The sequence below is a fragment of the Chryseobacterium sp. C3 genome (assembly GCF_014218905.1).
Lineage (GTDB): Bacteria > Bacteroidota > Bacteroidia > Flavobacteriales > Weeksellaceae > Chryseobacterium > Chryseobacterium mucoviscidosis.
The window spans coordinates 119,329-133,063 of the sequence record NZ_JACLCU010000008.1 but is presented as its reverse complement, the minus strand read 5'-3'; the positions used below and the strand labels follow the sequence as shown (position 1 = coordinate 133,063).

Annotated in this window: 14 protein-coding genes; 5 read left to right on the top strand and 9 right to left on the bottom strand. The window is 36.2% G+C overall.

Going from position 1 to position 13,735, the window contains the following annotated elements:
- Positions 1-5: 5 nt before the first annotated feature.
- Genes H6W53_RS17665 through H6W53_RS17655 form a run of 3 tightly spaced genes read right to left on the bottom strand, consistent with a single transcriptional unit; the run spans position 6 to position 2,722 of the window.
- Entirely contained in the window at positions 6-800 is a 795-nt protein-coding gene (locus tag H6W53_RS17665) for a DUF4129 domain-containing protein (RefSeq protein ID WP_185208653.1), read from the bottom strand.
- On the bottom strand, positions 793-1,752 hold the full coding sequence (locus H6W53_RS17660) for a DUF4013 domain-containing protein (RefSeq protein WP_185208651.1): 960 nt from the start codon (positions 1,750-1,752) through the stop codon (positions 793-795). Before H6W53_RS17660 ends, H6W53_RS17665 begins: the two co-directional genes overlap by 8 nt.
- Positions 1,739-2,722: a stage II sporulation protein M gene (locus tag H6W53_RS17655; RefSeq protein ID WP_076395006.1), complete on the bottom strand. Its 984-nt coding sequence runs from the start codon at positions 2,720-2,722 to the stop codon at positions 1,739-1,741. The genes H6W53_RS17660 and H6W53_RS17655 overlap by 14 nt, the downstream gene beginning before the upstream one ends.
- 27 nt (positions 2,723-2,749) lie before the next feature.
- Here H6W53_RS17655 and H6W53_RS17650 point away from each other — a divergent pair, with 27 nt between their 5' ends.
- On the top strand, positions 2,750-3,490 hold the full coding sequence (locus tag H6W53_RS17650; RefSeq protein ID WP_076395004.1) for an RDD family protein: 741 nt from the start codon (positions 2,750-2,752) through the stop codon (positions 3,488-3,490).
- Positions 3,491-3,872: 382 nt separating this feature from the next.
- Here H6W53_RS17650 and H6W53_RS17645 read toward each other — a convergent pair whose 3' ends face one another.
- Positions 3,873-4,379 (bottom strand): hypothetical protein, encoded by a 507-nt coding sequence (locus tag H6W53_RS17645; protein ID WP_185208650.1) that lies wholly within the window; start codon positions 4,377-4,379, stop codon positions 3,873-3,875.
- Between the two features lie 149 nt (positions 4,380-4,528).
- On the opposite strand from H6W53_RS17645, the gene H6W53_RS17640 reads away from it, so the two are divergent.
- Both H6W53_RS17640 and H6W53_RS17635 read left to right on the top strand, forming a co-directional pair.
- On the top strand, positions 4,529-4,891 hold the full coding sequence (locus tag H6W53_RS17640) for a helix-turn-helix transcriptional regulator (RefSeq protein WP_185208649.1): 363 nt from the start codon (positions 4,529-4,531) through the stop codon (positions 4,889-4,891).
- A gap of 49 nt (positions 4,892-4,940) precedes the next feature.
- Positions 4,941-5,231, top strand: a complete 291-nt coding sequence (locus H6W53_RS17635) for a GNAT family N-acetyltransferase (protein WP_087707942.1) — start codon at positions 4,941-4,943, stop codon at positions 5,229-5,231.
- Here H6W53_RS17635 and H6W53_RS17630 read toward each other — a convergent pair.
- From H6W53_RS17630 to smpB, 5 genes are all read right to left on the bottom strand, one after another.
- Entirely contained in the window at positions 5,220-6,191 is a 972-nt protein-coding gene (locus H6W53_RS17630) for a glycosyltransferase family protein (RefSeq protein WP_185208648.1), read from the bottom strand. The two genes, H6W53_RS17635 and H6W53_RS17630, sit on opposite strands and share 12 nt — an antisense overlap.
- A complete protein-coding gene (locus H6W53_RS17625; RefSeq protein ID WP_185208647.1) occupies positions 6,188-7,015 on the bottom strand; it encodes a UDP-2,3-diacylglucosamine diphosphatase in 828 nt (275 codons plus the stop codon). The genes H6W53_RS17630 and H6W53_RS17625 overlap by 4 nt, the downstream gene beginning before the upstream one ends.
- A gap of 213 nt (positions 7,016-7,228) precedes the next feature.
- Positions 7,229-7,969 carry a YebC/PmpR family DNA-binding transcriptional regulator gene (locus H6W53_RS17620; RefSeq protein ID WP_116095872.1) on the bottom strand — a complete coding sequence of 247 codons (741 nt, stop codon included), beginning with the start codon at positions 7,967-7,969 and terminating at the stop codon, positions 7,229-7,231.
- Positions 7,970-8,064: 95 nt separating this feature from the next.
- Positions 8,065-9,555, bottom strand: coding sequence for an OmpA family protein (locus H6W53_RS17615; protein ID WP_185208646.1), 1,491 nt, complete (start codon positions 9,553-9,555; stop codon positions 8,065-8,067).
- 77 nt (positions 9,556-9,632) lie between these two features.
- Positions 9,633-10,091 (bottom strand): SsrA-binding protein SmpB, encoded by a 459-nt coding sequence (gene smpB / locus H6W53_RS17610; RefSeq protein ID WP_029297688.1) that lies wholly within the window; start codon positions 10,089-10,091, stop codon positions 9,633-9,635.
- Positions 10,092-10,296: 205 nt separating this feature from the next.
- On the opposite strand from smpB, the gene H6W53_RS17605 reads away from it, so the two are divergent.
- Both H6W53_RS17605 and recJ read left to right on the top strand, forming a co-directional pair.
- Positions 10,297-11,919, top strand: a complete 1,623-nt coding sequence (locus tag H6W53_RS17605; protein ID WP_087707950.1) for an ABC-F family ATP-binding cassette domain-containing protein — start codon at positions 10,297-10,299, stop codon at positions 11,917-11,919.
- 98 nt (positions 11,920-12,017) lie between these two features.
- Positions 12,018-13,730, top strand: a complete 1,713-nt coding sequence (recJ, locus tag H6W53_RS17600) for a single-stranded-DNA-specific exonuclease RecJ (RefSeq protein WP_185208645.1) — start codon at positions 12,018-12,020, stop codon at positions 13,728-13,730.
- The last annotated feature ends 5 nt before the right edge of the window (positions 13,731-13,735 follow it).

Here is a 13,735-nt window from a genome sequence, read left to right as displayed (position 1 = left end):
ATTAATTACGGTTTAAAGGATTGATATTGGTTTTTAAATTTCAGGTAGTTTTCTTCATCAATAGAGAATTCTCCGTACCAGACATAATCGAAAATATAGGCAAGATCGTAAAAACTTTCTTTTAAGTGCGGTGCTTTCAGCTCTGCCGCATAATCTTTATTGGTTTTTTCCGGATTCCAGACGATGAGTTTCTTATCGCTTAATTTTTTTAAGACAAATAAAAACTGATAACGCACCGCCGAACGGAAATCGCCCGATTTTTCAAATTTCAGAATACTTTCCGGAAAATTAATTTCGTGAATATTTTCATGAAGTTCTTCTTCGCGGATCTCCACTTTCCGGTTTTTCTTTCCGAAGAATGAAATTCCGCCGTTCCCGATGAGATATTTAATGATGAAATACAGCAGGAAACCGACAAGAACAATCACAAAAAGACGCACTAAAATCCCTGCGAAATTTCCGGATTTTGTAAATACGGTTTCCCCGAAAATACTGTCTAACAATTCTGCGAGCTTCTTCATCAGCTTCTGTCCGAAAGACATTCTGGGTTTTACCGTAGTATAATCGAAGTCTTTGTCTTTGTATCTTGAAGGGATGTTGTCTTTAAATTTTTTAGGATAAACAGTGTTTTCCGTTACCGGATTTTTATACAATACAGAATCTGCACGGTACATATTCCTGTAATGTCCCGTTTCTATCGAGTCCAGAAAAACTGCTTCTTCAGGAGGCAGATCGTCCTGCTGCTGAGAAAAAACAGTTCCGAAGCTGAAAAAAAGCAGTAAAAGAAGAAGCCTATTCATTATTTCCTATTGTTTCTATTTCTGCCAGTTCCATTTTCTGATGAAGATCGGTGCGGCTGTCGTAATACATCAATCCTGAATTTACATACAGAACATTCATTAAAATGGTTGAAACCAATGTTGAAAGTCCGTAGATCAAGAATATAACAATCCCGAAATTTCCGGAGAAAGGATTCTGTTCAAAATTCCCATCCGGAGCGGTTGTTGAAAGTTTAAGAATGTATAAAATCATCGGAACTCCGGATAAAAATCCGCTTACAATATAAAAAAGCAGTCCCAAAATAATGGTTGCTCCCCAATATTTCCAGTAGGGAGATTTTTCTCTGCCATTCGGGTAAGAAAACTGAGATCTTATAGCATAACTTAGGCTTTCGAAAAAACCTTTATTTCCGTTAAAATAATCGTAGCAGAGAAAAGTGATAATGCTGAATAAATTCGGAAGGATAAAAAGTAGCAGAAAAATTCCAATGAAAAAAAACACGAGAAGATAAGTAAATCCAAAAATAGCCGTTGCAGCCGGCATTACCAAAAAGGTGAGTCCGAAATAGGCAATGAAAACTTTTTTAGAATTCACTTTAAAATCACTGATGATATCGTCTGTTTTTATTTCTTTCTGCCCTTCCGCAACTCTTTTCATATAAAATACAGGAAAAAACAGATTAACCGTCATTAGAGCTGTGGAAAGTACAAAAAGCACAATTCCCGCGATGATAATCAGTCCTAAATTATTCTGAAAATACTGTTCAAAATAATAGCTCTGTCCGCTCATATTCGATCCGAAAATGGCTCCGAAGAATTCTCTGAATCCTACCACCATCACAACAACGGTTAAAATAAGCAGCAAGCCGTTCAGCAGAATAAAATTTTTAAAATAATTCTTACCGTATAATTTGAAAAAAGCAAAAGTATCGCTGATGAAACTTCCGAAATCTCTTTTTTTATAAAACTGCATCCTGAATCTGGTTATTAATTTTTTTGCTGACAACAGACGGATAAATACAGTAATAAAACCCGATGATTGCCAAAGACCCGAAAATAATAATTAAATTTAAAATTAAAGGCATTTTCAGGGCGTGTCTTGTTACATATCCTTCAATAATTCCTGCACAGATGGTGAAAGGAACGGTACTCAGGAATATTTTGAATGAATCTTTAAATCCGCTTTTGAAAGAATTAAATCTCGACAGTGTTTTTGGAAATAAAATAGAGGCTCCCAGAATAAGACCGCACATCGCTTCCACTACCATCGCAAAGATTTCAAAAACTCCGTGAAGCCAGATTCCTCTTGCGCTGTCCTTCAGTGCGCCGTAATCGTAAAAGAAATACTGGAAAGAACCGAGCATCACGCTGTTGTTCAGCAAAGCCCACAACGTTCCCACTCCGCCTGCAATTCCGTAGATATACAGTCTTGCACCAACTTTTATATTGTTGAAAATAATCCCTATTGTACTTCCCCATGTAGAACCGCTCTGGTAAACTCCTACCGCATTTCCTGCCTTAATGTTTTCAATCGTCTGGTTCACATATTCTTCACCCAGAATAACTTTGGCGAAATCTTTATCGTAAATTCCGGAAAGCAGACCGATTAAGGTAAATAATGTAAAGAACAGAAAAGCATATCCCAAATATCTTCTGTACTGGTACACCAGCAAAGGAACTTCGGTTTTGAAAAAATGCAGAAACCTGTTTTCTTCTACCCTTTTGGTTTTATAAATTTTCTGGAAGATCTGTGCAGACAAATGGTTAAGATAAACCGTGGTATTACTTTTCGGATAATACGTCTGTGCAAAAGAAAGGTCGTTAACGAGGTTGATGTACAGCGAAGAGAGATCATCAGGATTTTTTTTAATTTTCCCCTGAATAACCTGTTCTATTCCCAACCATTTTTCTTTATTTTGTTTAATGAAATAAACTTCTCTCATAATTGTAAGGCTAAAATAATAAAAATAATGTCTCAAATCGCGATAAATACTTCACAAAATGTAAATATTAATTTCAACATTGCGGGTGTTGGAGAAAGACTTCTTGCTTATATTATCGATCTTCTTATTCAAATTGCGTACACCATCGCTATTCTGTATCTTTTTTTCAATATTCTGAATCTGGGATATGTGATGGACGGGCTGGATCAGTGGTCGATTATTGCTATTTACAGCATTCTTCTTTTCCCGACTGCGATTTATCCGCTTGTTCTGGAAAGCCTGATGGAAGGGCAGACTCCGGGGAAAAAAGTCATGAAAATCCGTGTGGTGAAAATCGACGGTTATCAGGCGGGATTCGGAGATTATATGATTCGCTGGGTTTTCAGGATTATTGATATTTCTATTATCGGTCTTATCTCTGCCATTGCTTCCAAAAACAACCAGCGTTTGGGAGATATTGCATCGGGAACCGCCGTTATTTCCTTAAAAAACAACATCAATATTTCGCATACGATTCTGGAGAATATTAAAGAAGATTATGTTCCTACTTTTCCGCAGGTCATTGCTTTAAGCGATAATGATATGAGAATCATTAAAGATAATTATCTGAAAGCTTTAAGAGTGGACGACCGACAAATTATCAGCAAACTTTCCGATAAGATTAAAGGAATTCTGAAGCTGGAAGTAGATCCTACCAAAATGACGGAAAGACAGTTCATCGGGGTTGTTATTAAGGATTACAATTATTATACGGGGAAAGACAGTTAGGAAGACGATTTTAAAATATTTTCAAACCACTCTGCTTATAAAAGCTCCCGCAGATTTTGCGGATTTTGCAGATGATTCTTAAAAAAATATCAAATGCTTATACAAAAATTTTTTATTGATTTGATTTAAAAACTGCAATCTAAACGCAAAGGAAAAAGTTTTCACCTCATTAAAGAGAAGCAAAGATACTCCGTCGCAGACGGATGATAAAGCGCGCTTCTGAGCAGATGAAATCTGCCTTCACTTTGCTCCCTTAATATATTCATTCTCAAAATAAAAACTTTGCGTTTAGATAATCTGGAGCAAAGTTTGTCATGCTGAAATCATCTAAACGATTATTTTTGGCAGATTTCTCCTTCGTCGAAATGACATAATATTCAAACTAAATCATTCTAAAACTACGTGTATAAAAGAACTGAGCAATCATCGCCAAAATCAACAGGACAAAATGCAATACTCTAATTTTTAGTTTATATTTACGGATGATGCAAAGAAAAATGATGTTGATAACGGATGTAAAAAGTATCGCCACATCATGCATATTTTTCACTTCAGAAATATCAAGATCAAAAGCGCAACGCCTTACCGTTCCAAAATTGAACCTGCAAAAGTGAATTAAAAAAGACAACATACACGAGAGGTATAAAATGATAACGTATTCTGAAAAATCTTTTACAAATTGGTTTCTTCCTTTACCAATCAGGGCAAAACCTAAATTTATAAGTGACAACAGCAAACAGGATGTTATGGTAAAAAGAATATCATAATGCCCAAAATTCAGAAGATGGTACACCACAAAATACTGAATGGAAATATACAGTGCTCCCACCGTTACAGGAAGCCAAAAGAAATGATAAGCAAAATAATTTAAATTTGATCTTTCCGGCATTTTAGTTTTTAAAGGTATTTTTTGAACGTTTGTGTTTTTTAGCTAACTTGTCAAAAGTAAAAATTAGAAATCAACAAAAAGACTTTTCTTTTTGCGATTTTATTGCGATTTTTCGCAAAAAATTTATCTTTACACTAAACTTTACAGAAATGGAAAAAACAAAACTCATCGAAGCCCGCAAAAGAAGAAACATCAGCCAGGAAAGAATGGCAGACATCCTTTCTATGGATGTTTCCAACTACAACCGAAGAGAAAAAGGAACGGCAAAAATTTCTTTATCGGAATGGCAGAAAATCGCTGAAGTATTGGAAGTTCCAATTGAAGACATTTTTGAAAATGAAGAAAGTTTAGTTTTTATATTTAATGATAATTCTACAGGTAACGGAAATGGTATTGGAAATACCAATAATTACAACATTCCGCTTTCTTTGTGGGAATCTCAGAAAAAATACATCGATAAACTGGAAGCAGAAATTGAAGCACTAAAAGCAGAAATCGCAAAATACAAATAACCTTTCGCGGTGCAGTTTTTGTATTTTACACTTCATAAAAGTTTAAGTTATGAGATTTGAAAATAATAAATCGGGAAACGGCGGAGTAATTACTTTAAATAACGATGTTAAAGAAATCGGAAGATTAACGTACACTATTTTCCCCGAAGACAGCAAATTCATTATTTCCTTCGTTCTGGTTCACCCCGAATTTGAAGGTCGCGGAATGGGAAAATATCTGGTAGAAGAAGCCATAAAGTTTGCCCGCGAAAACAACTGGAAAGTTTACCCGCACTGTTCTTACGCGCGATCTGTGATGATGAGAATGAAGGACGTGGAAGATATTTTTTTACAGCGTTAACACTTCGTTCACCAAGATTTCCTCAATATTATCGGGATAATCTACTTTCAGATGCTGATCGGAATTTACCCAATTCTGTATTTCTTCCAGTTTCAAGACTTTAGAATTCGGAATTCCCATCTTGTCTAAAGCACATGCGTTGCATTCCTGCTCATATTGATTATGAATAGGAATTACGAACAGTTTTTTATCCATAAAAAGTGCTTCTGCGGGACTTTCGAAACCTGCATTGCAGAGAATTCCATCGCAGTTTTCAAACGCTTTTAAGTATTGAATTTCATCAATCGGAAAAATTTCAACATTATTTTCCTTAAACTGCAATTTGGAATATTTGGAAAAAACTTTCCATTCTACCGGAATCTGCTTTAAAACTTTAATGATATTTTCATCCGAAAAGCTCGGAAGATACACCAGATAAAAACCTTTTTTGTTGGGATTCAGGTTTCGGATTTTTCTTCTGATCACCGGCTTTTTTATCTGAGGATGATAATTTTCGAAGTGGAAACCAATTCTTTTTTCGCTCGGAACATAATATTTAAGCACCATTTCCCCAAAAAAATCTTTTTTATCCGGTTTCGGCGTTTCTTTAAACAACATGGAAGCCTGATGACTCAACTCGATCATCGGATGTTTTTTGAATTTACAAGCCCATCCCGTTAAAGGTTCATAATCGTTGATGACTAAATCGTACTGAGAAAGCTCGATTTCGCGGATCGCTTTGAAGGCTTCTAAAAAACTATTGTCTGTAAACGTTTTCCGGTAGGATAAACCGCCTGTTTTATCGTAAAGAAGGGAAACGCCTTTGTGTTTAAAGTTAATATCAAAATCAGCCTTTAACTGCGACTGATGTCCGCTGATGAGTGTATCCACCGAAGCATATTTTTTCAGGATCGGAACGATTTCCTGCGCACGTGCGACGTGTCCGTTTCCTGTTCCCTGAAAGGCGTATAAAATTCTCATTGGCTGAAGTTGGTTACTATTTTTAAAAGCTCATCACTATCGATTTCCTGAATTTCCTCTGCGGTATCGTCTTTTAAAGAATCTTTATGTTCATCATAATAAAAAATCTTCCACTCGTTATTATTGTACTCCAGTGCGGAAAGATTTTCGATCCAGTCGCCGGAATTAAGATACGTACAGGAACCTTTTTTATTAATCACCTCCCGAATCTGCGGCTGATGAATATGTCCGCAAACTACATAATCGTAATGATTGTCGATGGCAAGTTCGGAAGCAGTCAGCTCAAAATCCCCGATGTATTTTACCGCTTTCTTTACATTGTTTTTAATTTTTTTTGAAAATGAATATTTTTCTTTTCCCATTTTCTCCAAAAACCAATTGACAACATTATTAATCACAATTAATAAATCGTAGCCTTCTCCTCCGAGTTTTGCAATCCATATCGAATGCTGAACAGAGGCATCGAACACATCTCCGTGAAAGATCCATGTTTTTTTATTGTCTATGTCTAAACAGATTTTATTACAGACTTTAAGTTTACCCAGTTGGAAGTCGGTAAACTTCCGGAACATCTCGTCATGATTTCCGGTAATGTAGAAAACATCTGTGTTTTTTGTGGCAAAGGACAATATTTTTTTGATGACCTTTAAATGGGGTTTAGGGAAGTAAGACTTTTTGAATTGCCAGATATCGATAATATCTCCATTCAAAACTAAAGTTTTAGGCTGAATAGAATTAAGGTATCGCAGTAATTCTTTAGCCTTACATCCGTAAGTTCCCAGATGAACATCCGATATAACAACTAATTCAACGTTTCTTTTCATAGTTTTATACAAAGAAACTACTTGAAAGTTAACTGTATATGAATGTTATATTATTTTTTTACTTATCCTTAATTCATCATAATGCTTAATTTTAACGCAAAGTTCGCAAAAGTCTTTTAAATATTAACCGCTTTTTAAGCTCGCAAAGGCGTTTCACTCAGCAAAGAACCCAAAGTTTTTTATTGATGATAAATTCCGGACAACTACTATTTTTTAGAGAGTTTCCATCAACTCTTCTGTAATTTCCATGTTGTGATAAACGTTTTGAACGTCATCATCGTCTTCAAAACGCTCAAGCATTTTCATATTTGCCTTGAACTGCTCTTCGTTTACTTCCTTTGTATTATTCGGAATTCTCTGAAGTTCTGCGCTTTTTGCTTCAATTCCCAGTTCGTCTAATTTGTGAGATAGAGAGCCGAAATCTTCGAAAGCTGTTGTAATCATTACTTCTTCTTCGTCTTTTTCTACGTCTTCTGCTCCGCCGTCAATCATTTCCATTTCAAAATCGTCCCAATCCATTTTAATCTGAGTTAAATCGATCGTGAAAATTCCTTTTCTGTCGAAGATGAAAGCTAATTCTCCGTTCTTACCAAGATTACCGTCAAACTTATTGAAAATAGCTCTTACATTGGCAACAGTTCTTGTTGTATTGTTTGTGGTACATTCAACGAAAAACGCAACACCACCTTGTCCGTAACCTTCGTAAGTAATTTCTTCATAGTTTTCTGCATCTGCACCACTTGCCTTTTTAATCGCTCTTTCTACGTTATCTTTTGGCATGTTTGCACCTTTCGCATTCTGGATGCATCTTCTTAATGCAGGATTAGATTCCGGATCTGCACCTCCTGCTTTTACTGCCAATGCAATATCTTTACCTATTTTAGAAAATGTTTTGGCCATTTTGTCCCATCTGGCCATTTTAGAAGCTTTTCTATATTCAAACGCTCTTCCCATTTTATATTTTTAATTTTCAACAAAATTACTCAAAAGTGAACGAAAAAAAAAATACCCCCAGAGAACTGGAGGTATTTATATTTAGAAAAATTTAATTATTTTCTTTTTTTAGCTGGAGCTTTTTTCTTAGCTGGAGCTTTTTTCTTAACTACTTTTACCGGAGTTGGATCTTCGTAGTCTCTCTTTTTAAGAGATTCCCATTGAGCCGCATCTTCGATAGCAGTAACAACTACTTTTCTGTCTACTTGTCTTTCAACATCAGAAGCAGTAGCAGGAACTTTAGCTTTAGCTTTACCTACACCGATTGATTTAAGAGCGTTAGCATTAACACCTCTTGCATCTAAAGCAGCAACTACAGCAGCAGCTCTTTCTCTAGATAATTTTAAGTTGTAAGCTTCAGATCCTTTAGCATCAGTTTGACCTTCTAATAAGTAGTTACCTCCTTCTTTCTTAATGATGTCAGCAGCTCTGTCTAATGCAGGAGTAGATTCAGCTTTAATAGTAGCTTTGTTGAAATCAAAGAAAATGCTGTTAACTTGCTCTTGAATTTCTTTTTCTTTTACTTTAGCAGGCTTAGGACATCCGTTGTATTCTGGAAGACCTGGAACTGTAGGACAAGCATCATCTTTATCTAAGATTCCGTCACCGTCTGTATCTGGCCAAGGACAACCATTGTTTTCAGCAGGACCTGCAACTGTAGGACAAGCATCATCTTTGTCGATTACACCGTCACCATCAGTATCTGGCCAAGGGCATCCGTTGTTTTCAACCGGACCAGCAACATCTGGACATTGATCGTCTTTATCTGGAACTCCATCACCATCAGTATCAGGACATCCTTGGAATTCTGGTAAACCTGGTGTATCTGGACATAAGTCGTCTTTATCTAAGATACCATCTTTATCTCTATCTCTGTTACCAAATCTAAAGTTCAAAGAAGCTGAAGCTTGCCAGAAGTTAGCAACTGTAGATTTATCACCCGGAGTTGATACGTAATCTCCCTGGATACCTAAACCGAAGTTTTTAGTTAACCAAAAGTTAACACCTGCACCAGTAGCAACCGTAAAGAAGTTAGCTTTACCGTTTTCAGTACCGTTGTCACCATTTGGAACATATTCTCCGTTGGCATCCGTTCTAGGGAAAGTAAGAGAAGTATAATCGTGTCTCAAATAGTTAGCACCAACTCTTAAATATGGATCAAACCAAGATTCTTCGTCCCAAAGAAGACCTGCAGCCTTCGCCTGGAAACCTAAACCTGTCATCAACATAAACTCTTTACCCATGTTGAATCTTTTGTTTTCAACATTTCCAACAGTAGTCTGCCAGTCTATTACCAAACCTTTACCGATGTTCCTAGCTACAGTAAGTTTTGATAATGGTGGAGTAATAGAGAAGTTGTTCATATTGAACATTGTCTTCGTCAAATTATTAGCAGAGAACGTATTACTGAAATTATTTCTCTGTGCCAAATGGTTTTCCGCGTGAGCACCAACCCCGATTAACCACGGATTGTTGGTAGTCTGAGCGAACACAGTAGAAGCAACAGTAAGTGCCAATGCTGAAATTCCTAATTTTAGATTTTTCATAGAATTAAATGATTAAATAATTGATAATGCAAAATAAATATAATTTTTCTTTATATACAAAGTTTTTCAGATGATTTTTAACTTTTCTTTAATATTCTGTCGAGGTTTCGTTTATTTTCTCTATCTTTTATGCTCTCCCTTTTATCGAAGAGTTTTTTACCTCTACCCAGCGCTATGAGAACCTTTGCTTTTCCCCTGTCATTGATATATAATTTAAGAGGTATAATAGTGTTCCCTGCATCCTTTAACTTTTTTTCTAATTTTTGTAACTCTTTTTTGTGCAAGAGCAATTTCCGTTCCCTTTTTGTTTTATGATTGTAAAAAGTTCCTAATTTGTACTCGTCAATCATCATATTAATGATGTACAATTCCCCATCAATAAACTGACAGAACGATTCTGCGATGGATGCTTTTGAAGAACGCAAAGATTTTATTTCCGTACCTGTTAAAACCATTCCCGCTTCGTATTCTTCCAGAATTTCATATTCAAATCTGGCTCTTCGGTTTAATATATTGACTGTTTTTTCAATCTTCATTTTAAAATCCTTTTGTATTTGTAAGATGTAAAAATTTAATAAAGTTGCAGATGAAATTTATCTTTTCTGAAATTTTTTTTCTGCGTTTTATTAATTTAATGAATGAAATATATAAAAAATACCCCACATTTAAAAACCTGACTATTACAATATTGCGAAATACCCAAATTCTTTTCGTATTTTTGCGCCAAATTTACAAAACTATATGTTAACAGTATCTAACTTATCTTTACAATTCGGGAAAAGAGTTCTTTTTGACGAGGTAAACATTATGTTTACGAAAGGAAACTGCTACGGAATTATCGGAGCAAATGGTGCAGGAAAGTCTACATTCCTTAAAATATTAACAGGAAAGCAGGACCCGACAACAGGACACGTATCTTTGGAACCTGGAAAAAGAATGTCTGTTCTGGAGCAGGATCACTTTGCTTATGATCAATTTACTGTGCTTGAAGCGGTTTTGAGAGGTAACAAAAAATTATTCGAGATAAAAGAAGAGATGGACGCGCTTTATGCGAAGGAAGACTTCTCTGATGAAGACGGAATTAAAGCCGGAGAATTAGGCGTCATCTACGATGAAATGGGAGGATGGACTGCAGAATCTGATGCACAGACCATGCTTTCCAACGTAGGCATTAAAGATGATATGCACTGGCAAATGATGAGCGAACTTGAGAACAAAGACAAAGTAAAGGTTCTTTTGGCTCAGGCGCTTTTCGGAAATCCGGATGTACTTATTCTGGATGAGCCTACGAACGACCTTGATATCGATACGATCTCTTGGCTGGAAGATTTCTTAGCAGATTACGAAAACACCGTAATCGTTGTATCTCACGACCGTCACTTCTTAGACACGGTTTGTACGCACATCGGTGACTTGGATTACGCTAAATTAAATCTTTACACCGGTAACTACTCTTTCTGGTATCAGGCTTCTCAATTAGCAACGAGACAAAGAGCTCAGGCTAATAAAAAAGCGGAGGAAAAGAAGAAAGAACTTCAGGACTTCATTGCAAGATTCAGCTCAAACGTTGCGAAAGCGAAACAGGCAACCGCAAGAAAGAAAATGATCGATAAATTAAACATTGATGATATTAAACCGTCTTCAAGAAGATACCCTGCCATTATTTTCGAAATGGAAAGAGAAGCGGGAGATCAGATTTTGGATGTAAAAGGTCTTGAGAAAACCAAAGACGGAGAATTATTGTTCTCAAACATCGATTTAAATCTTAAAAAAGGAGATAAAGTTGCTGTTTTGTCTAAAAATTCATTGGCAATCACAGAATTTTTCGAAATTTTAGCAGGAAATGTAGAAGCAGACAAAGGAACTGTTGCTTGGGGAGTTACTACAAACCAGTCTCATATGCCTTTGGACAATACCAATTTCTTTCAGGAAGATTTAAGTTTGGTTGATTGGTTAAGACAATTCACGAAAAATGATGAAGAGCGTCATGAAGAATTCGTAAGAGGTTTCTTGGGAAGAATGCTTTTCTCCGGTGATGAAGCTTTAAAATCATGTAAAGTACTTTCAGGAGGTGAAAAAATGAGATGTATGTTCAGCAGAATGATGCTTCAGAAAGCCAACGTTCTTTTACTGGACGAACCTACAAACCACTTAGACCTTGAAAGTATCACGACATTGAACAACTCACTGTCTAACTTCAAAGGAAATATTCTACTGGCTTCTCATGACCACGAAATGCTTTCCACAGTCTGTAACAGAATCATCGAGCTTACTCCAACCGGAATTATCGACAGAGAAATGACTTACGATGAATATCTTGCTGATAAGAAAGTAAAAGAATTAAGAGAGAAAATGTATTCTTAAAATATTTAAAAACCGTTCAACTGCTGAACGGTTTTTTTTAACACTTCCCCTTCAACAATAAACTTTTCTTTTAAATTATAATTCCCTATTTTTGTGAAATGAGTCAAAAATGGATTTACAAGCCCGAACCCGATGAGGAAATTGTGGATGGATTAAGTTCGTCTCTTGGTTTTGGAACTTTTGAATCTAAACTCCTCGTTCTCAGAGGAATTGACAATTATCAAAAGGCAAGAGAATTTTTTAAACCCAACCTTAACGACATTCACAGTCCGTTTTTAATGGCAGATATGCAAAAAGCTGTAGAGCGGATTGCCACTGCAATTGAGAATGGAGAAAAAATATTGGTATACGGAGATTATGACGTGGACGGAACAACTGCCGTTGCACTTATGTATCTGTACCTCAGCAAAATTGTTCAGAAAAAATATTTAGATTACTATATCCCCGACAGAAATTCTGAAGGGTATGGAATTTCTACCGAAGGAATCGACTTTGCCAAAGAAAACGGCTTTTCTTTAATCATTGCATTGGACTGCGGAATCAAAGCATTAGATATGATCAGCTATGCCAAAAGTCTGGATATTGATTTTATCATCTGCGATCACCATTTACCCGGCGAAGAAATTCCTGACGCTGTTGCTGTTCTGGATCCGAAAAGAAGTGACTGCCGTTATCCTTTCAAAGAACTTTCCGGTTGCGGAGTAGGCTTTAAACTTTGTCAGGGGCTCAATACCATTTATAAACTTCCTGAAGCAGAACTGTTTGAATTAACAGATCTTCTCGCCATTTCCATTGCCGCAGATATCGTTTCGATGACCGGCGAAAACAGGGTTTTGGCTAAAATGGGACTGAAAACCCTGAGAAAAACGAGAAATTTAGGATTAAGATTATTAATTCCTGAAGACAAACTTTCTCATTTTGAAATTTCAAATATTGTGTTTGAAATTGCGCCTAAAATTAACGCTGCCGGAAGAATTTCGCACGGAAAAGCAGCCGTTGAACTTATGGTTTCGGATAACCTGAAACACGCCCACCAGATTGTAAGTGACATCATGAATCTTAATGATGAAAGGCGTGAACTGGATATGAATTCTACTCTTTCTGCTTTGAATCAGGTTATTGAATCTCAGCAGGAAACAAAATATACCACCATCGTTTATCATCCGGAATGGAATAAAGGAGTGATAGGAATTGTAGCTTCAAGATTAATTGAAACCTACTACAAACCTACCCTCGTTTTTACGGATGGAAATAATGGGGAAATGGTGGCTTCGGCGAGATCCGTTTCAGATTTTGATGTTCACGAAGCACTGGATATGTGTTCGGAATATTTTTTAAAATTCGGAGGACATCATGCTGCAGCAGGGCTTTCTATGGAGAAAGAGAAATTTGCCGCTTTTAAAGAAAAATTTGAACGTGTTGTCTCTGAAAAAATCAAAGAACATCAGAAAGAGCCATCGATTACGATCGATTCTGAAATTCAGATTGATGAAATTAACAGAGAATTTATCAATTTCCACAGAAAATTAGCCCCTTTCGGACCTCACAACATGAAACCGATTCTTACCTTAACCAATCAGAAGGTTTCGGGGTATATCAAAACAATGGGGAAAGATAATAATCATCTTAAATTTTACATTAAGCAGGAGTCCACCGGAAGAAATATTGAATGTGTAGGCTTCAAATTAGGACAGTTTGCCGATGATTTCAGAAATAAATATTTTGATCTTGCCTTTACACTGGAAGAAAATCACTGGAAAGGAAATGTCACACATTATCTGAATATTAAAGATGTACAATTCAGGGATTAGAAGTT